The organism is Streptomyces tanashiensis (assembly GCF_014648895.1).
Taxonomy (GTDB): Bacteria; Actinomycetota; Actinomycetes; order Streptomycetales; family Streptomycetaceae; genus Streptomyces; species Streptomyces tanashiensis.
Genome location: NZ_BMRZ01000007.1, coordinates 111,389 through 136,763, shown reverse-complemented (window position 1 = coordinate 136,763; position 25,375 = coordinate 111,389). Strand labels below are relative to the sequence as shown.

Annotated in this window: 23 protein-coding genes; 11 read left to right on the top strand and 12 right to left on the bottom strand. The window is 74.6% G+C overall.

Features of this window, described 5'->3' with window-relative positions:
• Nucleotides 1–42: 42 nt before the first annotated feature.
• Nucleotides 43–1,491, top strand: a complete 1,449-nt coding sequence (locus IE237_RS22205; protein WP_370468242.1) for a GNAT family N-acetyltransferase — start codon at nt 43–45, stop codon at nt 1,489–1,491.
• Here IE237_RS22205 and IE237_RS22200 read toward each other — a convergent pair.
• The gene (locus IE237_RS22200) at nt 1,406–2,629 is read right to left on the bottom strand and encodes a trans-sulfuration enzyme family protein (RefSeq protein ID WP_189803817.1); all 1,224 of its coding nucleotides are present in this window, start codon (nt 2,627–2,629) and stop codon (nt 1,406–1,408) included. The genes IE237_RS22205 and IE237_RS22200 overlap by 86 nt on opposite strands.
• 59 nt (nt 2,630–2,688) lie before the next feature.
• Between IE237_RS22200 and IE237_RS22195 the strand changes: the two genes are divergently transcribed.
• From IE237_RS22195 to IE237_RS22185, 3 genes are all read left to right on the top strand, one after another.
• Entirely contained in the window at nt 2,689–3,186 is a 498-nt protein-coding gene (locus IE237_RS22195; RefSeq protein WP_030686247.1) for an Lrp/AsnC family transcriptional regulator, read from the top strand.
• A gap of 48 nt (nt 3,187–3,234) precedes the next feature.
• The gene (locus IE237_RS22190; protein WP_189803816.1) at nt 3,235–4,938 is read left to right on the top strand and encodes a DUF885 domain-containing protein; all 1,704 of its coding nucleotides are present in this window, start codon (nt 3,235–3,237) and stop codon (nt 4,936–4,938) included.
• A 70-nt stretch (nt 4,939–5,008) separates the two neighbouring features.
• Nucleotides 5,009–5,458 (top strand): Lrp/AsnC family transcriptional regulator, encoded by a 450-nt coding sequence (locus IE237_RS22185; protein WP_189803815.1) that lies wholly within the window; start codon nt 5,009–5,011, stop codon nt 5,456–5,458.
• Here IE237_RS22185 and IE237_RS22180 read toward each other — a convergent pair.
• The 4 genes from IE237_RS22180 to IE237_RS22165 all read right to left on the bottom strand — a co-directional run bounded on the left by IE237_RS22180 (nt 5,448) and on the right by IE237_RS22165 (nt 12,026).
• Nucleotides 5,448–8,492, bottom strand: coding sequence for an AAA family ATPase (locus tag IE237_RS22180; RefSeq protein ID WP_189803814.1), 3,045 nt, complete (start codon nt 8,490–8,492; stop codon nt 5,448–5,450). The genes IE237_RS22185 and IE237_RS22180 overlap by 11 nt on opposite strands.
• Entirely contained in the window at nt 8,489–9,658 is a 1,170-nt protein-coding gene (locus tag IE237_RS22175; RefSeq protein WP_189803813.1) for an exonuclease SbcCD subunit D, read from the bottom strand. The genes IE237_RS22180 and IE237_RS22175 overlap by 4 nt, the downstream gene beginning before the upstream one ends.
• A gap of 236 nt (nt 9,659–9,894) precedes the next feature.
• Nucleotides 9,895–10,521 (bottom strand): YigZ family protein, encoded by a 627-nt coding sequence (locus tag IE237_RS22170; RefSeq protein ID WP_189803812.1) that lies wholly within the window; start codon nt 10,519–10,521, stop codon nt 9,895–9,897.
• 116 nt (nt 10,522–10,637) lie between these two features.
• Nucleotides 10,638–12,026 carry a PucR family transcriptional regulator gene (locus IE237_RS22165; RefSeq protein ID WP_229842822.1) on the bottom strand — a complete coding sequence of 463 codons (1,389 nt, stop codon included), beginning with the start codon at nt 12,024–12,026 and terminating at the stop codon, nt 10,638–10,640.
• 198 nt (nt 12,027–12,224) lie between these two features.
• On the opposite strand from IE237_RS22165, the gene IE237_RS22160 reads away from it, so the two are divergent.
• From IE237_RS22160 to IE237_RS22150, 3 genes are all read left to right on the top strand, one after another.
• Entirely contained in the window at nt 12,225–13,712 is a 1,488-nt protein-coding gene (locus IE237_RS22160; RefSeq protein WP_189803811.1) for a long-chain-fatty-acid--CoA ligase, read from the top strand.
• Nucleotides 13,713–13,781: 69 nt separating this feature from the next.
• On the top strand, nt 13,782–15,266 hold the full coding sequence (locus IE237_RS22155) for a carboxylesterase/lipase family protein (protein ID WP_189803810.1): 1,485 nt from the start codon (nt 13,782–13,784) through the stop codon (nt 15,264–15,266).
• 100 nt (nt 15,267–15,366) lie between these two features.
• On the top strand, nt 15,367–15,813 hold the full coding sequence (locus tag IE237_RS22150; protein WP_189803809.1) for a CoA-binding protein: 447 nt from the start codon (nt 15,367–15,369) through the stop codon (nt 15,811–15,813).
• 25 nt (nt 15,814–15,838) lie between these two features.
• Here IE237_RS22150 and IE237_RS22145 read toward each other — a convergent pair whose 3' ends face one another.
• Nucleotides 15,839–16,402 carry a YbaK/EbsC family protein gene (locus IE237_RS22145; protein WP_189803808.1) on the bottom strand — a complete coding sequence of 188 codons (564 nt, stop codon included), beginning with the start codon at nt 16,400–16,402 and terminating at the stop codon, nt 15,839–15,841.
• 151 nt (nt 16,403–16,553) lie between these two features.
• Entirely contained in the window at nt 16,554–17,126 is a 573-nt protein-coding gene (locus IE237_RS22140; protein WP_189803807.1) for a helix-turn-helix domain-containing protein, read from the bottom strand.
• Between the two features lie 104 nt (nt 17,127–17,230).
• On the opposite strand from IE237_RS22140, the gene IE237_RS22135 reads away from it, so the two are divergent.
• Nucleotides 17,231–18,094: a DMT family transporter gene (locus IE237_RS22135; protein ID WP_189803806.1), complete on the top strand. Its 864-nt coding sequence runs from the start codon at nt 17,231–17,233 to the stop codon at nt 18,092–18,094.
• A 28-nt stretch (nt 18,095–18,122) separates the two neighbouring features.
• Here the strand turns inward: IE237_RS22135 and IE237_RS22130 are convergent, their stop codons facing one another.
• Entirely contained in the window at nt 18,123–18,890 is a 768-nt protein-coding gene (locus IE237_RS22130) for an acyltransferase (protein ID WP_189803805.1), read from the bottom strand.
• A gap of 132 nt (nt 18,891–19,022) precedes the next feature.
• Here IE237_RS22130 and IE237_RS22125 point away from each other — a divergent pair, with 132 nt between their 5' ends.
• Nucleotides 19,023–19,550 (top strand): gamma carbonic anhydrase family protein, encoded by a 528-nt coding sequence (locus tag IE237_RS22125; RefSeq protein WP_116162174.1) that lies wholly within the window; start codon nt 19,023–19,025, stop codon nt 19,548–19,550.
• Between the two features lie 107 nt (nt 19,551–19,657).
• Here IE237_RS22125 and IE237_RS22120 read toward each other — a convergent pair whose 3' ends face one another.
• Together IE237_RS22120 and IE237_RS22115 are read right to left on the bottom strand one after the other, a co-directional pair.
• A complete protein-coding gene (locus IE237_RS22120) occupies nt 19,658–20,305 on the bottom strand; it encodes a DedA family protein (RefSeq protein ID WP_189803804.1) in 648 nt (215 codons plus the stop codon).
• A 181-nt stretch (nt 20,306–20,486) separates the two neighbouring features.
• Nucleotides 20,487–20,939 (bottom strand): DUF4442 domain-containing protein, encoded by a 453-nt coding sequence (locus IE237_RS22115; protein WP_189803803.1) that lies wholly within the window; start codon nt 20,937–20,939, stop codon nt 20,487–20,489.
• Nucleotides 20,940–21,045: 106 nt separating this feature from the next.
• On the opposite strand from IE237_RS22115, the gene IE237_RS22110 reads away from it, so the two are divergent.
• Nucleotides 21,046–22,170, top strand: coding sequence for a DUF8017 domain-containing protein (locus IE237_RS22110; RefSeq protein ID WP_189803802.1), 1,125 nt, complete (start codon nt 21,046–21,048; stop codon nt 22,168–22,170).
• Between the two features lie 138 nt (nt 22,171–22,308).
• Nucleotides 22,309–23,643 (top strand): MFS transporter, encoded by a 1,335-nt coding sequence (locus tag IE237_RS22105; protein WP_189803801.1) that lies wholly within the window; start codon nt 22,309–22,311, stop codon nt 23,641–23,643.
• On the opposite strand, the gene IE237_RS22100 is transcribed toward IE237_RS22105, so the two are convergent.
• Nucleotides 23,605–24,450, bottom strand: a complete 846-nt coding sequence (locus tag IE237_RS22100) for a spermidine synthase (protein WP_189803800.1) — start codon at nt 24,448–24,450, stop codon at nt 23,605–23,607. The two genes, IE237_RS22105 and IE237_RS22100, sit on opposite strands and share 39 nt — an antisense overlap.
• Nucleotides 24,451–24,503: 53 nt before the next feature.
• Nucleotides 24,504–25,361, bottom strand: coding sequence for a patatin-like phospholipase family protein (locus IE237_RS22095; RefSeq protein WP_189803799.1), 858 nt, complete (start codon nt 25,359–25,361; stop codon nt 24,504–24,506).
• Nucleotides 25,362–25,375: the final 14 nt, after the last annotated feature.

The following is a 25,375-nucleotide window of genomic DNA, read 5'->3' as shown; positions in this document are numbered from 1 at the left end:
AGCGTTCGTGATCACGCAACACCGCTGGGTCACAGTGAAGCCATGACCGATGTGACGTCTTCGAAGAGCACCCGCCGCCCGCACCACTGGCGGCACGACCTGATCGAGCTCGCCGCCCTGTTCACCGCCGTGGTGGTGGCCGACACGATCGCCAAGACCATCGCCAAGGGCCCCGACGGCCCCTACCTCCTGGTCTTCTCGGCGATCGCGCTGGTCGCCACCGCCGCGTTCCACACCTGGTGGGCGCGGAGGCACGGACATGCCAGTCATGCCCCGCCCGCCGGTGCCACCGGCGGGCGCCCCACCGCGGACCTCCCGGCCGCGGCCGGGTCCACGCGGAACGACAAGGAGACGGAGGAGGAGTCCGGACCGCCGGTCGAGACGACGCTGTGGCGGATGCGGACCACCGTCGCGGACACCCCGGGCAGCCTCGCCGCGCTGTGCACGGTCCTGGCCCGTCTGGGCGTGGACATCCTCACCCTCCAGACCCACCCGCTCGCCGACGGCACCGTCGACGAGTTCCTGCTGCGTGCCCCCGCAGACCTCTCCGCGAAGGCCCTCGCCCGCGAGACCGCGGCGGCCGGCGGCCGCGACACCTGGACCGAGCGGGCCGACGCCCACGACCTGGTGGACACCCCCACCCGGGTCCTCGGCCTGGCCACCCGTACCGCCCTCGACGCGGCCGAACTGCCGCTCGCGCTGCGCCAGCTCCTCGGCCGCTGCACCCTCCACTCCGTGCCGGCCGTCTCCCTGACCGGCCGCCCCACCGGCGAACAGGCCCCGGTCGAAGGCGTCCTGGAGGAGACCGTGATGCGGCTGCGCGACCCGCACGGCGGCACCCTCGTCATCGAGCGGCCCCATCTGCCCTTCACCCCGACCGAGTTCGCCCGGGCCCGCGCCCTCGTCGAGCTCGACGCACGGCTCGGCCCCCGCGTCCCGCGCAGCCAGGACGTCCTCACCCTGCCCGAGGGGAACGAGATCACCGTCCGCCGCGCCGACCGGCGCGACCTGGCCGCCGCGCGCGCCATGCACGACCGCTGCTCGGCCCGCACCCTGGGCCTGCGCTACCACGGCCCGGTCGGGGACGCCGACCGCTACCTCGACCACCTGCTCAGCCCCCGCTTCGGCCGCACCCTCGCCGTCCAGACGGCCTCGGGCCGTCTCGTCGCCCTCGGCCATCTGCTCTGGGACGGCGACGAGACGGAGGTCGCGCTGATGGTCGAGGACGACTGGCAGCGGCGCGGCATCGGCTCCGAGCTCCTCGGCCGGCTGGTGGCGATGGCCGAGGAGACCGGCTGCGACAGCGTGTACGCCGTGACGCAGTCCTCCAACACGGGGATGGTGGCCGCGATGCGGGCGCTGAACCTCCCCCTCGACTACCAGATCGAGGAGGGCACCCTGGTGATCACCGCGCGGCTGGCCCCGGCACCGCGACCGGCCGCTCGGACCCAGGAGCAGCCGCACGAAGGGGCCCGGCGGGCGGAGCGCTGAGCGCCTGGGTCAGGTCGCGCCACAGGTCCTCGACGTCCTCCAGACCGACGGACATCCGGAGGAGCCGGTCGCTGACGCCCGCCGAGCGCCGGTCTCCCTCGGCCACGATCCGGTGGCTGATGGAGGCCGGGTGCTGGATGAGGGTGTCGACGCTGCCGAGGCTGACCGCCGGGGTGATCAGGCGCACCCCGGCGATGACGTCGTGCGGGTCCCCGTACACCTCGAAGGCGATCATCGCGCCGCCGATCCGCGGGTAGTGCACGCGGGCGATGCGGGGGTCGGTGGCGAGCCGTCGGACCAGCTCCGCCGCCGAGGAGGACGCCGCCCTGACCCGTACCGGGAGGGTGGAGAGACCGCGCAGCAGCAGGTAGCCGGCGAGGGGGTGGAGCACTCCGCCGGTGGCGAAGCGGACCTGCCGGAGGGTACGGGCGAACTCCTCGTCGCAGGCGACGATCCCGCCCATGACGTCGCCGTGGCCGCCCAGGTACTTGGTCGCGCTGTGCAGCACGATGCGGGCGCCCAGCTCGACGGGGCGCTGGAGCACCGGCGTGGCGAAGGTGTTGTCGACGAGGAGCGGGACGGAGCCGCAGGAGTGGGCGATGGCCCGGATGTCGGCCTCGGCGAGGGTCGGGTTGGCGGGCGACTCCACCATGACGAGCCCGGTGTCGGGCCGTATCGCGTCGGCGATGCCCGCCGGGTCGGTCCAGGTCACCTCGGTGCCGAGCAGCCCGGCGTCGAGGAGGTGGTCGCTGCAGCCGTAGAGCGGGCGGACCGCGACGACGTGGCGCAGGCCCTGGCTCGCCCGGGCGAGGAGCACGGCGGTGAGGGCGGCCATGCCGCTGGCGAAGGCGACGCCGGCCTCGGCGCCCTCCAGGCGGGCGAGGGCCTCCTCGAAGCGGGCCACCGTCGGGTTGTCGAGCCGGGCGTAGACGGGCGGGCCGTCGAGCCGGGCGCCGGTGGTGGCGAACTCGTCGATCCGGGCGGCCTCGGCCCGGGCGTCGTACGAGGGGTAGGTGGTGGACAGGTCGAGCGGCGGGGCGTGCACCCCGAGTCCGGCGAGGTCTTCGCGGCCGGCGTGCACGGCTTCGGTGGCAAGGGCCCTCGGGGTGACCGAGAGGCCGTGATCCATGGCGTCCATGGCGGCACTGTGAACGGATACCGGGAAGTAGCGGGAAATCGCCGTGCTACGTTCGCCAGATGGCCGATTCTGTCGTACTGGACGCGGTCGATCTGCACATTCTTCGCCTCCTGCAGAACGACGCCCGGAGCACGTACCGCGAACTCGCCGCCGAGGTCGGCGTCGCACCCTCCACCTGCCTCGACCGGGTGGCGCGGCTGCGCCGCACGGGCGTGATCCTCGGACACCAGCTACGACTAGATCCGGCCAAACTCGGGCGCGGGCTCGAAGCGCTCCTTCTCGTCCAGGTACGCCCCCACCGGCGTGAACTGATCGGTCCGTTCGTCGACCGGATCCGCGCCCTGCCCGAGTCCCGGGCGCTCTTCCACCTCACGGGGCCCGACGACTACCTGGTGCACGTGGCCGTGGCGGACCCCGCCGACCTGCAGCGTCTCGTCCTCGACGAGTTCACCTCGCGCCGCGAGGTGGCCCGCGTGGAGACCCGGCTGATCTTCCAGCAGTGGGAGTGCGGCCCTCTTCTGCCGCCCTCTCCCGGCCCTTCCTTGTCAGCCGACTGAGGCCGGACGTGGGTGACGCGGCTCGCCGGAGACGCCAGGATGACCCCCATGCCAGACACTTCCAGCAGCCCGCTGCCCCGCCAGGTCGCCGACGACCACGTCGACGCACTCATCGCCCTCGACCCGATCACCGGTACGTACCTGGGAGTCAAGGAGAGCGCCGGACGGCTGCCGGACTTCTCGCCCGCCGGGCAGCGGGCGGTGGCCGAGCTCGCCCGCCGCACGCTCGCCCGGCTCGACGATGCGGAGCGGACTCCGGGTGCGGACAGCGATGCCGAGCGGCGCTGTGCCCGGCTGCTGCGGGAGCGGCTGACGGCGGAACTCGCCATGCACGAGGCCGAGGAGAACCTCTGCACGGTCAGCAACATGCGCTCGCCCGCGCACAGCGTCCGCATCGTCTTCACCGTGATGCCGACGGAGACCGAGGAGGACTGGACGGCGGTCGCCGCCCGGTTGCGCGCGGTCCCGGACGCGTTCGAGGGGTACCGCGCCGCGCTCGCGCTGGGCCTGGAGCGCAAGCTCCACGGCGGGCCGCGCCCCACCGCCACCTTCGTCGAGCAGCTCACCGAGTGGGCGGGCGGGGCGGGCGGGGGGCCGGGCTGGTTCGAGGAGTTCGCCGCCGCCGGCCCGGCCACGCTCCCGGAGGAGCTGAGGACCGAGCTCGCGGCGGCAGCGAAGGGGGCCACCGCGGCCGTCGAGGCGCTGCGGGACTGGATGCGGGACGTGTACGCGCCGGCCGTCGCCGGCGCGCCGAACACGGTGGGTCGCGAGCGCTACCAGCGCTGGACCCGCTTCTTCAACGGCACCGACCTGGACCTCGACCAGGCGTACGCGTACGGCTGGACCGAGTACCACCGTCTCCTCGGCGAGATGAGGACCGAGGCCGAGCGGATCCTGCCGGGCGCGGGCCCCTGGGAGGCGCTCGCCCACCTCGACGAGCACGGCACGCACATCGAGGGCGTGGAGGAGGTCCGGGTCTGGCTCCAGGAGCTCATGGACGAGGCCATCGAGGCGCTCGACGGCCTTCACTTCGAACTCGCCGACCGCGTACGGCGGGTGGAGTCCCGGATCGCCCCGCCGGGCGGCGCCGCCGCGCCGTACTACACCGGTCCGTCCGAGGACTTCTCGCGCCCCGGCCGCACCTGGCTGCCCGTCGACGGCACGACCCGCTTCCCGGTGTACGACCTGGTGTCGACCTGGTACCACGAGGGCGTGCCCGGCCATCACCTCCAGCTCGCGCAGTGGGTGCACGTCGCCGACCGGCTCTCGCGCTACCAGGCGACCATCGGCAAGGTCAGCGCGAACTCGGAGGGCTGGGCGCTGTACGCGGAGCGCCTGATGGACGAGCTGGGCTTCCTGCCCGACGCGGAGCGGCGCCTCGGCTACCTCGACGGCCAGATGATGCGCGCGTGCCGGGTGATCGTGGACATCGGCATGCACCTCGGCCTGGAGATCCCCGCGGAGTCGCCCTTCCATCCGGGCGAGCGGTGGACGCCGGAGCTCGCCCAGGAGTTCTTCCAGCTGCACAGCAGCCGCCCGCCGTCGTTCGTGGAGAGCGAGATGACCCGCTATCTGTCGATGCCGGGCCAGGCCATCGGCTACAAGCTGGGCGAACGCGCCTGGCTGCTCGGCCGCGCCAACGCGCGGGCGGCGCACGGCGAGGCGTTCGACGCGAAGGCCTGGCACATGGCGGCGCTCTCCCAGGGCCCGCTGGGTCTGGACGACCTGGTGGACGAGATCTCCCGCCTCTGAACCGTTCGGATGGCGAGAATCCCCGGTCGCTCACTTGATCGACCGGGGATTCCCCTGCAGGCTCTCCCCCATGACCACCGAATACACCCCCGACGCCACCGACTGGCGCATCCTCGAAGCCCTCCAGGCCGAGGGCCGCGCCAGCTTCGCCGAGCTCGCCCGCGCGGTGTCGATGTCACCGTCCGCGGTGACCGAGCGGGTGCGGCGCCTGGAGGACGCCGGGGTGATCACCGGGTACACGGCGATCGTCGACCAGGACCGTCTGGGCCTGCCCATCCTCGCCTTCGTCCGGCTGCGCTACCCGCACGGCAACTACAAGCCGTTCCACGACCTGCTCGACACCACGCCCGAGGTCCTCGAAGCCCACCACGTCACCGGTGACGACTGCTTCGTCCTCAAGGTCGCCGCCCGCTCCATGAAGCACCTGGAGGGGATCACCGGGAAGATCGCCACGCTCGGCGCGGTCACCACCAGCGTCGTCTACTCCTCCCCGCTGCCGCGGCGCTCGCTCAGCCGCTGAGCGCTTCCCCTCCGGTACGCAGCCGCACCGCCGAGCCCTGCCGCGCCTTGACGACCTCCAGCTGGGCCGGGATCCGGCGGCGCAGGTCGCCGACATGGCTGACGATGCCGACGCTGCGGTCCCGCTCGCGCAGCGAGTCGAGGACGTCGAGGACCTCGTCGAGCGTCTGCTCGTCGAGGCTGCCGAAGCCCTCGTCGATGAAGAGGGTGTCCAGCCGGACGCCGCCGGCCTCGTCGGTGACGACGTCGGCGAGGCCGAGGGCGAGCGCGAGCGAGGCGAAGAAGGTCTCGCCGCCGGAGAGCGTCGCCGTGTCGCGTTCGTTCCCGGTCCAGGCGTCGACGACGTGCAGTCCGAGGCCGGACCGCCTGCCGCCGGAGCGCGCGTCGGAGTGGACGAGGGTGTAGCGGCCCGAGGACATGCGCTGGAGCCGGGCGCTCGCGGCCGCCGCGACCTGTTCGAGCCGGGCGGCGAGCACGTACGACTCCAGGCGCATCCGGCGCTCGTTCTCCGCGGAGGTGCCGGCGGTGAGGGCGGCGAGGCGGGCCACCCGGTCGTACTCCTCGCGCAGCGGCCCCAGGCGGCGGACCTCGGTGACGGCCTGCCGGGAGAGTCCGGCGAGTCCGCCGGCCCGCTCGCGGGCGGTGGCCAGGGCCGAGTCGGCCTCGCGGAGCGCGCGTTCCGCCGCCCGGTGCGCGGCCTCGGCACCGACGGGGTCGGCGGGCGGCTGGGCGGCGGCCTCGGCCGTGCCGGGCTCGGCGAGCCGGTCCGCGACGGCGGCGGCCTCGGCCTGCCAGGCGTCCACGCGCTGCTGGAGGGTGCGGCGTTCCACCTCGCCGAGGAGGGCGCCGGCGGCCTCGGCCGGGGTGGCGAAGCCCGCCCGGTAGGCGGCGTCGGCGAGCCGGTCGTCGGCCTCCTTGAGGCGCTGGGCGGCGAGTTCGGCGGTGCGTACGGTTCCGGCGGCGTCGACCAGGAGGGCGATCCGCCGCTCCAGGCGGGAGGCGTGTTCGGCCACACTGGCGAACGCGCCGCGACCCCGGGCGAGTTCCTCGTCGAGCGCGGACTGCTCCCGTTCCAGGGCCTCCCGCCGCGAGGTCCGCGCGGCGACCCGGCGCTCCGCCTCCCGCTGCGCGGCGACGCGTTCCTCGTGCTCCCGCTCGGCCCGCGCGAGCGCCTCCCGCGCGCTGTGCGTCTGCCCGGCGAGCGTGTGCGCCTCGGCGTGCAGACGGGTCAACTCTTCTGCCTCGGAAGCGAGTTCGAGGGCGGTGGGCTCGGTGTCGGGCGCCGCGCCCTCGGGGCCGGCCAGCGCCTCCGTACGGGCCGCGGACCAGGACTCGCGGGTGACGGCCAGTTCGCGTTCGGCGGCCGTGCGGGTCTCCTCGGCGCGGGTGTAGGCCGCGTAGGCGGCGTCCTCCGTGGCGCGGTCGACGTGGCCGGCGGTGGTGCGGGCGGGGGCCGGGTGGGCGGTGGAGCCGCAGACCTGGCAGGGATCGCCGGCGCTGAGCGTGACGGCGAGTTCGGCGGCGATGCCCTCCAGGCGGCGGGACTTGACGTCGAGCCAGCTCTCGTGGGCGCCGTTGCGGAGCTCGCGGGCAGCCGCGAGACGGGCCTCGGCGGCCCGGGTGTCCTCGGCGAGGGAGTCACGGCGGCGGGCCGCGGCGAGGCGGCGGCGGGCCGGCTCCAGACGGCCCGCGAGGTGTTCGGCGCGGGCGGCGGCGTCCCGGGCCGCCTCGACCCGTTCGGTGAGGGCCGTGCGGCGGGGTTCCCAGCCGGCGAGCCAGTCGGCCGCGTCCCGGAGGGCGTCCTCGTCGGCGCGTGCCTCCCGGGCGAGTACGGCGCGCTCCTCGGCGACGGCGGCCGCGCGGCGCTCGGCCCGGCGGGCCGCTTCGAGTCCGCCGAGCTCCTCGCGCAGCCGGTGTTCGAGGGCGGAGAGCTGCTCGGCGCCGGCGTCGGCGAGGTCGGGGGGCAGCAGGGCGCCGGCACGCTCCCGGGCGGTGTGCGCGGCGCCGTGCTCGCGCGCGGCGTCCCGGCGCAGTCCGAGCGCGGGCGCCACCCGGTCGGCCTTGAGGCTGCGGTCGAGGGAGTCCTGGAACCGGTCGCGCTCGGGCGCCTGCTCGGTGAGCCGCTCGCGGCGCCGGAGGGCGTCGGCGTGCCGGGCCTGCCGGGCGGCGAGGTCGTTCTGCGCGTCGAGGGCGGCGCGCGCGGCGGCCTGCCCGCCCTCGGCCGCGGCGAGGCGCACGCCCGCGATGTCGAGGACCTCCAGGGCCTCGGTGCGGGCGAGGGCGGCCCAGGTGAGGACGGACTCGGCGAGCCCGGGATCGCCGGGCCTGCCCTCGACGGGGGTGCGGGCGACGGCGAGGTTGCCGGCGGCCTGGGTCATGCGGTGGGCGAGGGTGAGCAGCCGCGTGTCCCCGTCCTCGACCTCCTGCTGGGCGGCGCGGCGCAGCTCCGCGAGGCGTTCCTCGACGGCGGCGAAGCGGCGGGTGTCGAAGAGGCGGCCGAGGAGCTTGCCCCGGGCCTCGGCGTCGGCGCGGAGGAAGCGGGCGAAGTCGCCCTGCGGGAGGAGGACGACCTGGCAGAACTGCTCGCGGCTCATGCCGACGAGCTGGGTGATCTCCTCCCCGATCTCCTGGTGGGAGCGGCTGAGGCCGGCCCACTCGCCGGTGGCGGGGTCGTACTGGCGGAGCCAGGTCTGCGCCTTCTCGGTGGTGAAGCCGCCGCCGCGCTTCTTGGGGCGCTGCTGGGCCGGGCGGCGGGTGATCTCCAGCCGCCGGTCCCCCACGGTCAGTTCGAGGAGGACCTCGGTGTACGTGCCGACGGGCGCGTGGTCGCTGCGCAGGGAGGTGCCGGGGTTCTGGCGGACGCCGGGGACGCTCCCGTACAGGGCGAAGCAGACGGCGTCGAGGACGGAGGTCTTGCCGGCGCCGGTCGGCCCGTGGAGGAGGAAGAGCCCGGCGGCGGACAGGGCGTCGAAGTCGACCTTCTGCGTGGTCCCGAAGGGGCCGAAGGCGGTGATCTCCAGGCGGTGCAGCCTCACCGGCCCACCTCGCGCTCGGCCGTGTCGACGCGGACGTCGTCGAAGGCGCCGTGGAGGACCGCCCGTTCGTCGCCGTCGAGGGCGGCGCCGCCGCGCACATGGGCCACGAAGTCCTCCGCGATCTGCTGGTCGCTGCGGTCCCGGAGCCGCTGGGCGTAGGAGGCGCCGGGGTCGTCCCCGGTCCGCTCGGGGTCGAAGACCAGGTTGAGGGTGTGGGGGAAGCGTGCGGTGAGCCGGGCCATCGGCTCGGCGGGCCGCACCGGGTCCGTGAGGGTGGCCTCCACCCAGGACTGCTCGTGCGGGGCGAGCGCGGGGTCGGCGAGGAGGTCGTCGAGCCGTCCGCGGACGCGGGCGAGGGGGCGAGGGACGGGGCAGTCGAGGCGTACGTCGCCGGTGATCGACCCGTCCTCGCCGAGGTCGATCAGCCACATCGTCTTCCGGTGGCCGGCCTCGGAGAAGGAGTAGGCGAGGGGGGAGCCGGAGTAGCGGACGCGCGGGGTGAGGACCTGGCTGCCGTGGAGGTGGCCGAGGGCGACGTAGTCGACGCCGTCGAAGATCCCGGTGGGGACGGCGGCGACGCCGCCGACCGTGATGTCCCGCTCGCTGTCGCTGGGTGCGCCGCCCGCGACGAAGGCATGGGCGAGGACGACGGAGCGGGTGCCGGCGGGCCGCCCTGCGAGGTCGGTGCGGACCCGGTCCATCGCGGCGGTGAGGACGGCCTCGTGCCCGGCCTTCTCGGCGCCGAGCCGCTCGCGGACGAGCGCGGGTTCGAGATAGGGCAGGCCGTAGAGGGCGACCTCGCCGTGGGCGTCGGAGAGGACGACGGGGGTGCCGATGCCGTCGGGGTCGGTACGGAGGTGGATGCCGGCCCGCTCGATGAGTCCGGCGCCGACGCCGAGCCGCCGGGCCGAGTCGTGGTTGCCGGAGATCATGACGGTGGGCACCCCGGCCTCGGCGAGGCGGTGCAGCGCGGTGTCGAAGAGCTCGACGGCGGGCAGCGGTGGCACGGCCCGGTCGTAGACGTCACCGGCGACGAGGACGGCGTCCACGTCGTGCGCGTGGACGGTCGCCACGAGGTGGTCGAGGAAGGCGGCCTGGGCGTCGAGGAGACCGACGCGGTGGAAGGACCGGCCGAGATGCCAGTCCGAGGTGTGCAGGAGCCTCACGATGCCGTCCCACCCCGCATGTGCGCCGCTCCTCGCCGCCGGTTCCCGTTGCTGTGCGCCCACCACGCTATCCCGAGCGGGAGGGGCGGCGGGGCCGGTCCACGCGGGCGCGTGCGGGCGGACCCGCCCCGGTTCGGGGCGCTGCGGTGGGCGCGGCGCCGGGAACCCGGCGGGCCGGGGCCCCGGTGCGCGGATGACGTGGGACGCGGCACGTGCGGGACGTCACGTGTGACGCATCACGCGTCCCCGTACGCCTCGCCGCCGAGCGCGAAGGAGGCCGTGCCCGCCGTGGCGTCGGCCAGCCAGCCGCGGAAGGCGGGGACGTCCGCGTCCGGGAGGCCGATCTCGATCGTGACGGCCTCGGAGTAGCGCACGTCGCGCACGGCGCGGCCGGTGGCCCGCAGGTCGTTCTCCAGCTTGCCCGCGCGCTGGTGGTCGACGGTGACGGTGGCGAGCCGGAAGCGCTGCCGGGTGACGGTGCCGAGCGCGTCGAGCGCCTCGCCGACCACCCCGCCGTACGCGCGGATCAGGCCTCCGGCGCCGAGCTTCACCCCGCCGTAGTAGCGGGTCACGACGGCGGCGACGTACCGCATCTCGCGGCGCAGCAGCATCTGGAGCATGGGGACGCCCGCCGTGCCGCCGGGCTCGCCGTCGTCGCTCGCCTTCTGCACGGAGGCGTCGGCGCCGAGGACGTACGCGAAGCAGTTGTGGGTGGCGGTCGGGTGCTCCCTGCGGATCCGCGCGACGAACTCCTGCGCCTCCCGCTCGTCGGCGACGGGCGCGAGCGCGCAGAGGAAGCGCGAGCGGTTGATCTCGGTCTCGTGCACGCCCTCGCGGGCCAGAGTGCGGTACTGCTCCTGCATCCGACCAGCCTACGTTCCGTCCGGGCGGGGCTTTCCGGCGGCCGTTCCGGGCGGGCGGCGCTCCGTCGGGCCCGGGGTGTCCCGGCGGGCCCTTCCCCGGCGGCCGTTCCGGCGCGCTACGTTCCGTCGGCCTCGCGGTCCGGGGCGGTGGGTGCGGGTCCGGCGGCCGGTTCCGGTGCGACCGCTTCCGGCCCGAGTCCGGCGTACGGGAGGGCGCGGAGCGCCAGGGCCCAGCCGAGGCGGGCGTCACCCGACTCGCTGGAGCGGCCGGTGAGTTCGGCGATGCGGCCGATGCGGTTGAGGACGGTGTTGCGGTGGCAGTAGAGCTGCTCGGCGGCCCGGGAGGCCGAGCAGCCGTGGTCGAGCCAGGCCCGGAGGGTGGTGAGGAGCGCGGCCCGCTCACCGCCGGTGGCGAGCACCGGCCCGAGGTGGACGGTGACGATGCGCTCGGCGATGTCGGTGCGCCCGCTGAGCAGCACCTGGGCGAGCCGGTCGTCGAAGACGGCGGCCTCGCCGCTGCCGGCGGGGAGCGTACGGAGGGTCTGCTCGGCGAGCCGCAGGGCGCGCCCTGCCTGGGAGAGGCGCTCGAACTCCGGGGAGACCCCGGCGGTGGCGCCGGTCCGTTCCCGCAGGGCGGCCAGCAGGGTCCGCACGGCCGGGTCGGCGCCGCAGCCGGCCGCGGCCGCCGGCCGCCCGGCGGGCGTGACGCGCCGGGGCAGCCGGACGATGCCGGCATAGCGGCCGGAGCGCGGCCGCCAGAAGGACCACATGCCCTGCGCCTCCAGGGCGGGCGCGGGGTGCGGCGGGGCGGCCGGGTCCTGCGCGGCGACCACGACGACGTACCGGTCGACCGCGGGGACGCCGAGCGCGGTCGCCGCGGCGGAGGCGACGGCGGGGTCGTCGGCGCGCCCGTCGAGCAGGGCCTCGAAGAGGGCGACGCGCCGGGTGTCCTGGCGGCTCTGCAGCTCCAGCTGGGCGATCCGGTACGCGTCGGCCATCGCGACCGAGTACCGGTCGATGGTCTCCCAGACCCCGCTCGCCATGTCGAGTTCGAGGTCCCGGCTGCCGGTCCCCCGCCCGGCCCGGATCCGGAGGTGCTCGGCCATGACCTGCCAGAGCACCCGGCCGCCCCGCCGGTAGGCCTGGAGCACGGTGTCGAGCGGGACGCCCTGCTCGGCGCGGCGGCGGCCGGTCTCGCGGGCCGCCCACTCGAAGTCGCCGCCGGTGGGGGCGAGGCCGCCGAAGTCCTCCAGGGCCCGCAGGAGGTTGTCCCGGCAGATCTCCCAGAGGTCCTCACGGGTGACGGGGGCGCCGGAGGCGTACGTACCGGAGTGGGCGCGGATGTCGTCGACGGCGCGGTCGGTGAGCCGGTCGACGTCGGCGAGCATCGCCGTGGCGAGGGAGCGGCGGAGCGCTCCGGAGCCGCCGGCGCCGCTGAGGGGGGTGTGGATGCCACCGGACCGTGCCCCTCCGGGCTCGCCGGCCGTGGCCGAGCTGTGCGTCATGGCTCGCACGGTAACGCCGGGATTTGGCGATTGCCACGGGGTGGGCGCGACGGCGGGGCCCCTGCCCAGCTCGGGCGCCCGGATGATGGGCAGCTGCACATGGCGTCCCGGGGGCCCTGCGCAGGAGTCTGTGCGGTGTCAGCCGATCGTCGACAGCGCCGTAACCCCGCTGTCGCCTCCGTGTCCCTGGAGCGTGTCATGTCACTGAGCGTCGCCGGCGTGCTGGGCGAGTCCGCCCGTCACTTCCCCGACCGGATCGCGGTCGTCGAGGGCGCGACCCGGCTCACCTACCGGGAGCTCTGGACGGAGGCCCTGCGCTGCGCCGCCGGGCTGCGGGAGGCGGGCGTGAAGCCGGGCGACAGGCTGGCGGTCCTGCTGCCGAACACGACCGAGTTCCTGCGCGTGTACTACGGGGCGCTCGCGGCGGGCGCTACGGTCGTGCCGGTGCACGCGCTGCTCGTCGCCGACGAGGTGCGGTACGTCCTGGAGCACAGCGGCGCGGTCGGCATCGTCAGCGGCGGGCCGCTGTGGGCGGTGGCCGACGAGGCCGCGCGCGCCGCGGGGGTCCGGGCCTTCCAGGGTGCGCCGTCGGCGGCGGCGCCGCTTGCCGCGGCCGAGCCGGCCGAGCCGTCGGACACGGCGGTGATCCTCTACACGAGCGGGACGACGGGCCGCCCCAAGGGCGCGCTGCTGACCCACCTCAACATCGTCATGAACGCCTCGGTGACCTCGCAGGACCTGCTGGGTCTCGGCAGCGGCGACGTGGTCCTCGGCTGTCTGCCGCTCTTCCACAGCTACGGGCAGACCTGCGCGATGAACGGGACGCTGCGCCAGGGCGCGACGCTCGTCCTGATGCCCCGGTTCAGCGGCCCGGCGGCGCTCCGGGTGCTCGTCGACGAGGGCGTGACGGTCTTCATGGGCGTGCCGACGATGTACCACGCCCTGGTGGAGGCGGCGGCCGTGTCCGAGCTGCGTCCGGAGGCGCTGCGTGCCGCCGTGTCGGGCGGTGCGGCGCTGCCGGTCGCGGTCCTGGAGCGGTTCGAGGAGACCTTCGACACCCAGGTCCTGGAGGGGTACGGCCTGACGGAGACCTCGCCGGTCGCCACCTTCAACCAGCCGCACATCGGCCGCAGGCCGGGGACGGTGGGGCACCCGGTGTGGGGGGTCGAGGTGGGCGTCGCGGACGCGGCCGTCGAGGGCGCGATCCGGCTGCTCGCGGACGGTGAGGTCGGCGAGGTGGTGGTGCGCGGGCACAACGTCTTCGCCGGGTACCTCGACGACCCGGCGGCGACCGCGGCGGCGGTCGTGGACGGCTGGTTCCGGACGGGCGACCTGGGCGTCCGGGACGAGGACGGCTTCCTGCGGATCGTGGACCGGAAGAAGGACCTGGTGATCCGGGGCGGCTTCAACATCTACCCGCGCGAGGTCGAGGAGGTCCTCGTGCGCCACCCCTCGGTCTCGGAGGTGGCGGTGATCGGCGTCCCCGACGAGGCCAGGGGCGAGGAGGTGTGCGCCGTGGTGGTACGCCGGGAGGGCGCCGCCCCGCTCTCCGAGGAGGAGCTCGTGGACTGGTCGCGGGAGCGGCTCGGCCGCCACAAGTACCCCCGGATCGTGCGTTTCGTCGAGGAGTTGCCGCTCGGCCCGACGGGCAAGGTCCTCAAGCGCGCCCTGGTGTCGCGGGGTTGACCGGAGGCCCCGCCCTGACCGCATGATCTGGACGGTGCGTCACCGTCGACCCCACGGAGAGGTGAATCGATGTCGGAGTACGTCGCGGAACACGTCCAGGACGGTCCCGGGGTCCGCACGCCGAACGGCGTTCTGCGCGGCGCCCTGAAGGACGGCGTGGCGTCGTTCCTCGGAATCCCCTACGCGCAGGCCCCCGTCGGGGCGCTGCGGTTCCGCGCTCCGGAGCCGGCGGAGCCCTGGGAGGGGATACGGGAGGCCACCGCCTTCGGGGCGACGGCGCCCAAGCGCCCGTACGCCCCGCCGCTCGACGCGCTGCTCCCCGACCCCGAGGTCGCGGGCGACCACTGCCTCAACCTCAACGTCTGGACCCCCTGGCCGGCCGCCGGTCCCGGCGACGGCGGGCGGGCCGTCATGGTCTGGATCCACGGCGGGTCGCTGATCCACGGCTCCTCGGCGGTCCCCGTCTACGACGGCACCGCCTTCGCCCGGGACGGCGTGGTCCTCGTCTCGGTCAACTACCGGCTCGGCATCGAGGGGTTCGGGGTCTTCCCCGACGCGCCCGCCAATCTCGGTCTGCGCGACCAGATCGCCGCGCTGACCTGGGTACGGGAGAACATCGCGGCCTTCGGCGGGGACCCGGACCGGGTGACCGTGTTCGGCGAGTCGGCCGGGGCGATCTCCATCGCCGCCCTGCTGGCCTCGCCGCTCGCCAAGGGCCTGTTCCGGCGGGCCGTGATCCAGAGCGGGGCGCCGAGCGCCCGGTCGATCGACGTCGCCCGGAGGACCACGGAGGCGATCGCCGCGCGGCTCAAGGTGCCGGCGACGGCGGAGGCGTTCGCCGGTGTGGACCCAGAGCGGCTGCTCGCGGCGCAGACCGCGGTGACGGGCAAGGGCAATCCGGTGCTCAGCGGCCACGCCTTCCACATCGTCGTGGACGGCGACGTCCTGCCGGACCATCCGGGGGACCTGCTCGCGGACGGCGCTTCGGCGGACGTGGAGCTGCTGATGGGCACGAACACGGACGAGTACCGGCTGTGGTTCGTGCCGGGCGGGCACACCGAGCGGGTGGGGTCCCTGGCGCAGCGGTTCCTGCTCCGGAAGGGGCGGATATCGCCCCGCGTGGCGAAGGTGTACCGGGAGGGCCGGCCGCAGGAGAAGCCGGGCGAGGTCCTGGGTGTGCTCGCGGCGGACAAGCTGCTGCGGATCCCGCAGAACATGCTGGCGGACTACCGACTGGCCGGAAGGACCGCCGCGACGTATCTGTACGAGTTCGGCTGGCCCTTGCCCGTCCTCGGCCTCCGCGCCTGCCACGCGCTCGAACTCGGCTTCGTCTTCGACACGCTCGACCTGCCGGAGACGCGCGCGCTGACGGGCCCGGACGCTCCGCGGGCGCTGGCCACGGCCATGCACGCGGCCTGGGTGGCGTTCGCGAAGACCGGTGACCCGGGCTGGCGGCCGTGGGACCCGGCCCGTCCGGTGATGACCTTCGGCCCGGGGGTGCCGTCCCTGGTCGAGGCGCCGCGCGAGGCCGAACGGCGGGCGTGGGAGATCTGATCCGTCCCGGGGAGCGCCGATCCCCCCGTTCGGGAATCACGGCCCGGCGCGGCTCGTTCACGTGAGGGACGGGCCGCGCCGACGAGAGGCAGCAGAAGCGATGAGCGCAGACACCACGACCACGGACACGGACCCCACGGCGTACTCCGCGGCGGAGACGGTGCGGCGGATCCTGACGTCCACGGGCGACACATGGGCGGTGGTCGGCCTGTCCTCGAACCGGGCCCGCGCCGCGTACGGGGTGGCGGCCGTCCTCCAGCGCTTCGGCAAGCGGATCGTCCCGGTGCACCCGAAGGCGGAGACGGTCCACGGCGAGCAGGGGTACGCCACGCTGGCCGACATCCCGTTCCCGGTGGACGTCGTCGACGTCTTCGTGAACAGCGAGCTGGCGGGCGCCGTCGCCGACGAGGCCGTCGCGATCGGCGCGAAGGCGGTCTGGTTCCAGCTGGACGTCATCGACGACGACGCGTTCGCCCGGACCCGCGAGGCCGGCCTCGACATGATCATGGACCGCTGCCCCGCGATCGAGATCCCGCGCCTGGGCTGAGCCGCCGACCGCCCGGCGCCCGGCCTCAGGCGACGGGGACGCCGAGGCCCTCCAGGACGACGGCGCCGGGGAGTCGGGCGAAGGCCTTGCCGGGGACGATGAGCTTGCCCCGGCGGCTGCCGCTGCCGACGAGGACCCACTCGGTGTCGAGGACGGCGGCGTCGACGAGGAGGGGCCAGTCGGCCGGGAGGCCGATCGGGGTGATCCCGCCGTACTCCATGCCGGTCTCGCCGGTCGCGGTGTCCATCGGCGCGAACGAGGCCTTGCGGGCGCCGAGATGCTTGCGGACGACGCCGTTGACGTCGACCCGGGTCGCCGACTTCACGAGGCAGGCGGCGAGGGTCGTCGTCTCCCCGCGCCTGCCCGCGACGACCACGCAGTTGGCGGACGCGTCGAGGAGCGCGGCCCCGTGGTGCTCCACGAAGACGGCCGTGTCGGCGATGGCCGGGTCGGTGTCCACGTACAGCAGCTGACCGGCCGGGACGGGGCCCGTCCAGGCGCGGACGGCGGCCGCGACGGGGCCGGTCAGCAGGTCGAGGCTGTCATGGGCGGGCCGGGCGTCTTCGAAGTCTCCGATGGGTGCGCGCATGCGCCTCACGCTAACAACCGCCGCCGGGGGTACGGGGATCCGTCTCAGGGTACGAGCGCAGGCCCACGGCGGTCCGGTCCGCGGCGGTCCGGCCCACGGTGGTCCGGCGCGCGGACGCCCGGTCCACGGCGGCCAGGTCTGCGTACGGCCGTCAGCGGACCGGCGGGATGGAGACGGCCATCGTCATCTCGGCCGGTTCGTCGCCGTCGTTGCGGTAGGAGTGCGCGACGTTGGCCTCGAAGACGGCGGACGTGCCGGCGGGCAGCGGGTGCTCCTCGCCGTCCACGACCAGGGTGAGCGTCCCGGCGGTGACGTGCAGCAGCTCGACCGTGCCCTCGGGGTGCGGGTCGGAGGCGCTGCCGTCGCCCGGCATCAGGGTCCAGGACCAGAGCTCCAGCGGGCCCCGGGCCTCGGTGCCGACGAGGAGGGTGGTGTGGCTGCCGGTGGAGGTGGACCACATGCGGACGGCCTGGCCGGGCGGCACGAGCCGGACCTGGGGGCCCTGCTCGTAGTCGAGGAGGGTCGTGATGGAGACGCCGAGGGCGTCGGCCAGCTTCACGGTGGTGCCGACGCTGGGGTTGGTCCGGGCCTGCTCGATCTGGATGATCATGCCGCGACTGACGCCCGCGCGCGCGGCGAGCGCGTCCAGGGTGAGTCCCCGCTCCTTGCGCCAGCGCTTCAGGTTCCGGGCGAGCGACTGCGTGAGCTGGTCGAGGTCCGACACATTCCGTCCAATATTCTGGATGACAGAGTTCACTACACTGAACTACGGTGGGCTGCACCCGATGGTTCACTGCACTGTACTGCCGCACGCCCCTGCGAGGATTCATGACCGCCCTGTTCGCCCTGGCCACCAGCCTTCTGTGGGGCCTCGCCGACTTCGGGGGCGGGCTCCTCACCCGGCGGATCCCCGCCCTCACCGTCGTCGTGGTCTCACAGGTCCTCGCGGTCCTCGTCCTCGGCACGATCGTCCTCGCGACCGGCGCCTGGACCGAGGCGGGACCCCAGCTCTGGTACGCCGTCGGGGCGGGCGTCGTCGGCCCCGCGGCCATGCTCGCCTTCTACAAGGCGCTCGCGCTCGGCCCGATGGGCGTCGTCTCCCCGCTCGGCTCCCTCGGCGTCGTCGTCCCCGTCTCCGTCGGCCTCCTCGTCGGCGACCGGCCGGGCCTGCTCCAGTTCGCCGGGATCGCGGTGGCGATCCTCGGCGTGGTGCTCGCGGGCGGACCCGAGCTGCGCGGGGCGCCCGTCCAGCGCCAGGCGGTCCTGCTGACCCTGGTCGCGGCCTTCGGCTTCGGCTCGGTGATGGCGCTCATCGCCGAGGCGTCCACGACCGTCACGGGCCTGTTCCTCGCCCTGTTCGTCCAGCGCGTCACGAACGTCGTGGTCGGCGGCGGAGCCCTGTACGCCTCGGTGAGGCGCGGCGGCCTCGCGCTCCCGGAGGGCGGCCGCGGGGTCGTCCGCGCCGCGCTCCCGGCCCTCGCCTTCGTGGGCCTCGCGGACGTCGCCGCCAACGGCACGTACGCGATCGCCGCGCAGCAGGGCCCGGTCACGGTCGCCGCGGTCCTCGCCAGCCTCTACCCGGTCGTCACGGCCCTCGCGGCCCGCGGCGTCCTGAAGGAACGGCTCCGCGGGATCCAGGCGGCGGGCGCGGGCCTCGCCCTGGTGGGCACGGTCCTCCTGGCGACGGGTTAGCCGTACGATCCGCCGTCCGCCGGTCGGGTCAGGACGGCACGGACTCGGAGCCGGCGGCGCGCTGCGCCTCCCACACCGCGAGCGCCGCCAGCTGTTCCGGGGTGACGTGCTCCGGGATCGGGGTCGGGGCGGGGGTGCGGAGCGGGGGCTGCCAGCCGGCCTCCGGGGTCCAGCGGCGGACGACCTTCGCCGGGGCGCCCGCCACGACCGCGTGGTCCGGGACCTCACCGCGCACCACCGCGCCCGCCGCGACGACGACGTTCCGGCCGAGGCGCGCGCCGGGAAGGATCACCGCGCCCGTGCCCAGCCAGCAACCGGGGCCGATGGAGACCGGTTCCGAGCGGGGCCACTGGCGGCCCACGGGCTCGTCCGGGTCGTCGTAACTGTGGTTGGTCGAGGTGATGTAGACGTACGGACCGCAGTACGTGTCCGAGCCGATGGTCACCTTCGCGTCGGCGATGACGTGGCTGCCCCGCCCGAGGACCACCCCGTCCCCGAGGGTGAGGACCGTGTCCGCCCCGAGGTCGAGGTCCGGCAGCATCCCGGCCGTCAGCGTGACCTGTTCGGCGATGATGCAGCACTCGCCGATCTCGATCCACGGCTCGCCGAAGACCGTGCCCTGCGGGAAGGCGAGCCGGGTGCCCGCGCCGAGGCGGCGGAACCGCAGTCTCCCCGGGTGTTCGGCGGTGACGGAGCCGGCCTGCTGCACCCAGCGCCAGCCGCCCTGCACGGCACGGGCGAGGACCCGGCGCCGCCAGGCGGCGAGGGATGAGAACGTGTTTCTGTTCCTGGGCACCCGGCCACCGTAGTCGGCGCCGTCGCACCTGATCGATTCGGTGCGCTGTGATGTCCGTCATGGGCACGGCATAGGCTGCGCCCGGGGGCACCCCCCGGGCGTGACGTGACGGCTGACGATCAGGAGCGAACCATGACAGAGGCGTTGATCAAGGGAGTGGGCGGCAAGGAGCCGCAGATCGACCCGACCGCCTTCACCGCCCCGACCTCCGTGGTGCTCGGCGAGGTCACGCTCGGCGCCCGTGCCAGCATCTGGTACCACGCGGTGCTGCGGGCGGACTGCGGACCGATCGCGATCGGCGAGGACTCCAACATCCAGGACAACTGCACGGTCCACGTCGACCCCGGCTTCCCCGTCTCGATCGGTGACCGGGTGACCGTCGGCCACAACGCGACCGTGCACGGCTGCGTGATCGAGGACGACGTGCTCGTCGGCATGGGCGCGACGGTCCTCAACGGGGCCCGGATCGGCGCCGGCTCGCTCGTCGCCGCCCAGGCGCTCGTCCCGCAGGGGATGGAGATCCCGCCCGGCTCCCTGGTCGCGGGCGTCCCCGCCAAGGTGCGCCGCCCGCTGACCGACGAGGAGAAGGCCGGCATCCAGCTGAACGCCGAGATGTACCTGCTGCTCGCCAAGGGCCACGCCGAGGCCTTCGAGGACTGAGTCCGTCGTCCGGTACGGCGGAGGGCGGCACCCGATCCCGGGTGCCGCCCTCCGCCGTGTCCGTGTCCCTGTCCGCGTCCGTGTCCGGCTCCGAGTACGGTCCGCGCTCAGTCCGCCGCCGGGACCGGCTCCGGAGTCTCGGCCCGCTGCGCCGCCGCCTTCTTGGCGCGGTTCTTGACGACCAGCATCGAGGCGATGCCGATCAGCACGGCGAGGACCAGGCCCAGCCAGGAGAAGCGCTTGAGCCAGGCCTCGGCGACGACGCCGACCGAGTAGATGACGGCCGTGGTGCCGCCGGCCCACAGGATGCCGCCGAGGACGTTGGCGATCAGGAACTTCCAGTACGGCATGTGCAGCACGCCGGCGAGCGGCCCCGCGAAGATGCGGAGCAGGGCGATGAAGCGGCCGAAGAAGACCGCCCACATGCCCCACTTCTGGAAGGAGCTCTCGGCGAGCCCGATGTTGGCCTCGCTGAAGTGCTTGGGGAACTTCCTGCCCAGCCAGGCCAGCAGCGGCCGTCCGCCCTTGCGGCCGATCGCGTAGCCGATCGAGTCGCCGATGATCGCGCCGGCGGTGGCGCAGGCACCGAGGACGTACGGATTGATGTCGCCGTGCTGCGAGGCGAGCAGCGCCGAGCTCACGAGCACGATCTCCCCGGGGAGCGGGATGCCCAGGCTCTCCAGCCCGATCACCACTCCCACAAGGACGTAGACGGCGACCGCGGGGATCGTCTCCAGCCACTCCTGGACGTGCAACGCGGTTCCTCCCGTGTCGGCTGCTCAGCTGTTCGATCGCCCGGCACGCATGTCGGCGGGCACGCCGGGGAAGCCTACCCGGTCGGGACGAACGGGCCTCGACGCCGAGGTGGCACCGCCGGGAACGCGCACCGCCCCCGCACCCCGGGGAGGGGGCGGGGGCGGCGTGGCGGCGTCCCGGTCAGGAGTTGGGGCGCAGGGTCCAGACGACGGTCATCTCGCCGGTCACGGCACCGTCCTCGCGGGTGATGTCGATCCGCACCGGGAACTCCGGACGCTCTCCGGCGTCGAGTTCGGCGACGACCTCGGCGGCGGGGCGGCCGAGGGTGGCGGTGGCCGTGACGACGCCCATGGCCAGCTTCTTGTAGCCGATCTCGGCGCTGACGGCGAGCGGGACCGCGCGGCCGAGCTGGTCGCCGAAGGCGGCGAGCACGATGGCGCCGCTGGCGGACTCGGCCAGGGTGAACATCGCTCCGGCGTGCGGGCCGCCGACGTGGTTGTGGTAGGCGGGCTGGTCCGGGAGGCGCACGACGGCGCGCTCGGCGGTGGTCTCCAGGAACTCCAGGTTGAGGGTTCCGGCCATGGGGACCGTGGCGGCGAGCATCTCGCCGACGGACATCTGGTCTGCGCTCATGGACCGTGATGTTACCCACGAGTAGCAGACTTGGCCATCCCCCGCCCGCGCCCGGCCAGGGGGCGGGCGTGGTCGTGCGGCCCCCGCACCTCTATGGTTACTGGCCATGTGGCCAGGACAGCAGCCGCCCGGGGGCGAGCAGAACCCGCAGGACCAGAGTCAGAACCCGTACCAGCAGTCGGGGTACCAGCAGCCGAACCCGTATCAGCAGCCGCCGACGCAGCCGGGCTACCCGCAGCAGCCGCCGGCGCAGCCCGGTTACCCGCAGCAGCCGCCGACGCAGCCGGGTCACCCTCAGCAGGGGTACGCCCAGCAGCCGGGATACCCGAACCCGTACCAGCAGCCGACGGTGCCGCAGCAGTACGCGGTGCCCGCCCCCGGACAGCCCGGCGGGCCGGACGGCGGCAAGAAGAAGCAGACGACGCTCGTGGCGATCGTCGCCGCCACCGCCGTGGTCGTCGCGGCCGGCGTCACCGGATTCCTGGTGCTCGGCAAGGACGACGACAAGAAGGACACCGCGGACGACCCCAAGCCGTCCGTCACGGCCACCGCCTCCGGGGACCCCTCGTCCGCCCCGGCGCCCGACCCGAGCCAGTCCTCCGGGATCGCCAACCCGCGCGACGGCGCGGCGCAGCAGCCGACGATCCCCGGCTGGAAGGTCGTCTACAACCCGAAGTACGGCACCCTCTTCGACGTACCGCCGGAGTGGGAGGTCATGAAGCCGGGCGCGATCACCTTCTTCGAGGACGAGAAGAAGAACGACGGCAGCCCGCTGGTGACGATGTCCGGGCCCACCCGCCTCAAGAGCAAGTGGTGCACGTACGACGTCGACAAGAACGGCACCGAGGAGACCTGGGGCCTGGCCTCCGCCGGCACCAAGGGCGGCCAGGGCGCCAAGGACACCGCGTCCGCCGCGCGCGGCGAGGCCGGCACCTGGGTGTGGGGCGGCTACGCGCAGCACATGCCGCAGAGCACCATCAAGATCACCAAGCCCGTGCCGTACAAGACGAAGTCCGGCCTCACCGGCAGCCTGGCGACCGCCACGGCGCCGGGCGTCAAGAAGCGCAACAAGTGCGAGACGGACGGCAAGTCCTACGCCTTCACCTTCAAGAACGGTGCCGGCGACTTCTCGACGTGGGTGCTCTACGGGGCCGACGGCGTCAAGGACGAGCTGTCCGACGAGACGATCCGGCAGATCCTCTCCACGGTCCGGCTCGCCCCCGCCGCCTGACCCTCCGGCCACCGGGCCCGGCCGCGCCGGTCCCGGTGGTCCCTCCGGCCGGCCTCGCGCCCACCGGCCCCCCGGAGCCTGACGGACCGTCCGGATATCGGGTTGGCACTCCGGGGAGGAGACAGGGATAGTCCCGGGGTGACCACACCCGCCGCCTCCCCGCACCAGGCTCCTCCCCGCTCCCGCCGTCCCGACTGGGCCGGCCGCAACTACCTCCTGCTCACCGCCGCCACGATCGTGACCAACCTCGGCACGCACGGCGCGCTGATCGCCACGACCTGGGCGGTCTTCGACTCCGGGGGCGACGCGGGCGACGTGGGTCTCGTGGCCATGGCCCGGTTCCTGCCGCTGGTCCTCTTCCTGCTCATCGGCGGCGCGGTGGCCGACCGGGTGCCCCGGCACCGGGTGATGGTCGCGGCCAACGCGCTCAACTGCGTCTCGCAGGCCGCCTTCGCCGTCCTCGTTCTCTCCGGCGAGGCCCGCATCTGGCAGATGATGGTGCTCACCGCGCTCTGCGGCACCGGCCAGGCCTTCTTCAACCCGGCGGCCGAGGGCATGCTCATGGCCACCGTCAGCGGGGAACAGGCGAGCCGCGCCTTCGCCGTCTTCCGCATGGCGATGCACGGCGCCGCCATCGGTGGCGCCGCGCTCGGCGGCGCGCTCGTCGCCTTCGTCGGACCGGGCTGGGTCCTCGCGATCGACGCGGTCGCCTTCGCCGTCGCGGGCGGTCTGCGGGCCTTCCTCGACGTGAGCGGCATCCCGGACCGCGCCCCCGGCGGCGGGCTCTTCGCGGATCTGCGGGAGGGCTGGCAGGAGTTCATCGGCCGGCCCTGGCTGTGGTCGATCGTCGCCCAGTTCTCGGTGGTGGTGGGCCTCATCGGCGCGGTGGAGTCCGTGTTCGGCCCGCTGGTCGCCCGGGACGAGCTGGGCGGCTCGCGCCCCTGGGGCATCGCGCTCGCCGCGTACGGGGCGGGGACGGTCATGGGCGCCGTCCTGATGACCCGGTGGAAACCGCGCCGGATGCTCTTCGTCGGAACCCTGTGCGTCTTCCCCATCGCGCTGCCCTCGGCCGCGCTCGCCGTGCCGCTCGACGCGGCGGGACTGACGGCCGCGATGTTCGTCAGCGGAGTCGCGATCGAGGTCTTCGGCGTCTCCTGGATGACGACCATGCACCAGGAGATCCCGGAGGAGAAGCTGTCCCGGGTCTCCGCCTACGACTGGTTCGGCTCCACGGCGCTGCTGCCGCTGTCCACGGCCCTCGCGGGCCCGGCGGAGAGCGCGTTCGGCCGGAGCGAGGCGCTGTGGGGCGCGGCGGCCCTGATGGTGCTCGTCACCGCGCTCGTCCTCCTCGTGCCGGACGTACGGAAGCTGACGCGGCGCCCGCACGCGAAGGCGGTCGCCGGCGCCCCGGAGGGCGCCCCTGTCCGGGACGCCTCAGCCGATGCCGAAGGCGCCCTCCGGGGGAACGGGTGACGGGACGGCCCCCGCGTCGAGGACCGGTTCCGCCCCGGCGGTGAAGCGGTCGAGCGTCTCCCCGTGCTCCACGCGCGCGGGGAAGGCGTCGGCCGCCGCGCGGCGCGCGAGGTGGGCGATGTCGATCTCCCGGCCGGAGGCGACCAGGACGGCGTTCCCGAAGCGGCGCCCGCGCAGTACTGCGGGCTCCGCGACGAGCGCGAGTTCCGGGAAGACGGCGGCGAAGGTGGCGAGCTGGGAGCGGAGGAAGGGGAAGGGGGCCCCGTCGGCCAGGTTGGCGGCGTAGAGCCCTCCGGGCCGCAGGACGCGCCGGACCTCGCGCGCGTACTCGACGGAGGTGAGGTGCGCGGGCACGCGCGAGCCGCCGAAGACGTCGCCCACGATCAGATCGGCCGAGGCGTCCGGTGCCGCCTCCAGCCAGGCCCGGGCGTCCGCCCCGTGCACGGTGGTCCCCGAGCCCTCGGGCAGGGGCAGGTGCTCCTCCACCAGGGCGAGCAGCCCCCGGTCGGCCTCGACGACGTCCTGGCGCGAGCCGGGCCGGGTGACGGCGACGTACCGGGGCAGCGAGAGCGCCCCGCCGCCCAGGTGCAGGACGTCGAGGGGCGCGCCGGACTCGGCGGCGCCGTCGACGACATGGGCGAGGCGCCGCGCGTACTCGAACTCCAGGTACGCCGGATCGTCCAGGTCGACGTACGACTGGGGCGCTCCGTCGACCGTGAGCAGCCAGGCCCGCTCCCGGTCCACGTCGGGCATGAGGCGCGCGGTGCCCTGGTCGACCTCGCGGATGACGGGGATGTGCTCGTTCACGCTCTCATTGTGCCGGGGGCGGCCGTCCGGGGATGCCGTGGGTGTGCGGACCGTCAGCCCGTCCAGACCGCGGCGACCTCCTCGGCGCGAGAGGTGCCCTGTGCCCGCCCCGCGCGGGCCGCCGCGGCGCGGTGCGCGGGGTCGAGGACGTTGCGGCCCATCGCCTTGCGGGAGCCTGCGTCGGGGGTGATCACCTCGACGCGCGCCCCGGCGGCGGCGAGGTCGGCGCCCTGCCGGGCCGGGGAGAGCACCACCTTGCTGCCCCGGGCGCTGGGGGCGATGACGACGATCCGGTCGTAGCCGGCGGCGAGGTGGGCGTTGGCCGTGGAGTGGATGCCGCCGTCGATCCAGCGGCGCCCGCCGATGCTCGCCGGGGGCCAGACGCCGGGGATGGCGCAGCTCGCGGTGACGGCGTCCGTGAGGGGGACCCCGCTGTTCTCGTCGTAGGCGGTGAGCTCGCCGGTCGCGGCGTCGACCGCGGTGATCAGCAGCGGCCGGGCGGGCCAGTCGGTGACCCGGCCGAGCCGCCGGGCGACGGTCGCGCGGCGGTCGGTCTCGGCGACGGTGGGCGCGGCGAGGGCGAGCCGGCCGAGCCTGCGTCCGTACTCCTCGGGGGTGCGGGACCTGAGGACGGCGACGGCGTACCGGACGATCGTGGGGACCCCGAGCCGTGCGGCGGGCTCGGTGGCCTCCCCGTCGAGCTGCTGCTCGTACAGCGCGTCGAGCCCGCCCCGCCCGCAGGCGAGCCGCGCCCCGACGACCGCGCCCGCCGAGCTGCCGACGATCAGGTCGGCGGTGGTCAGGTCGACCCCCGCGTCGAGGAGTCCGCGCAGGACCCCGATCTCCCACCCCGCGCCGACGAGCCCACCGGCCCCGAGCACCAGCGCCGTCCGCTTCCCCGTACGCGTCATGTGCCCAGTCTGAC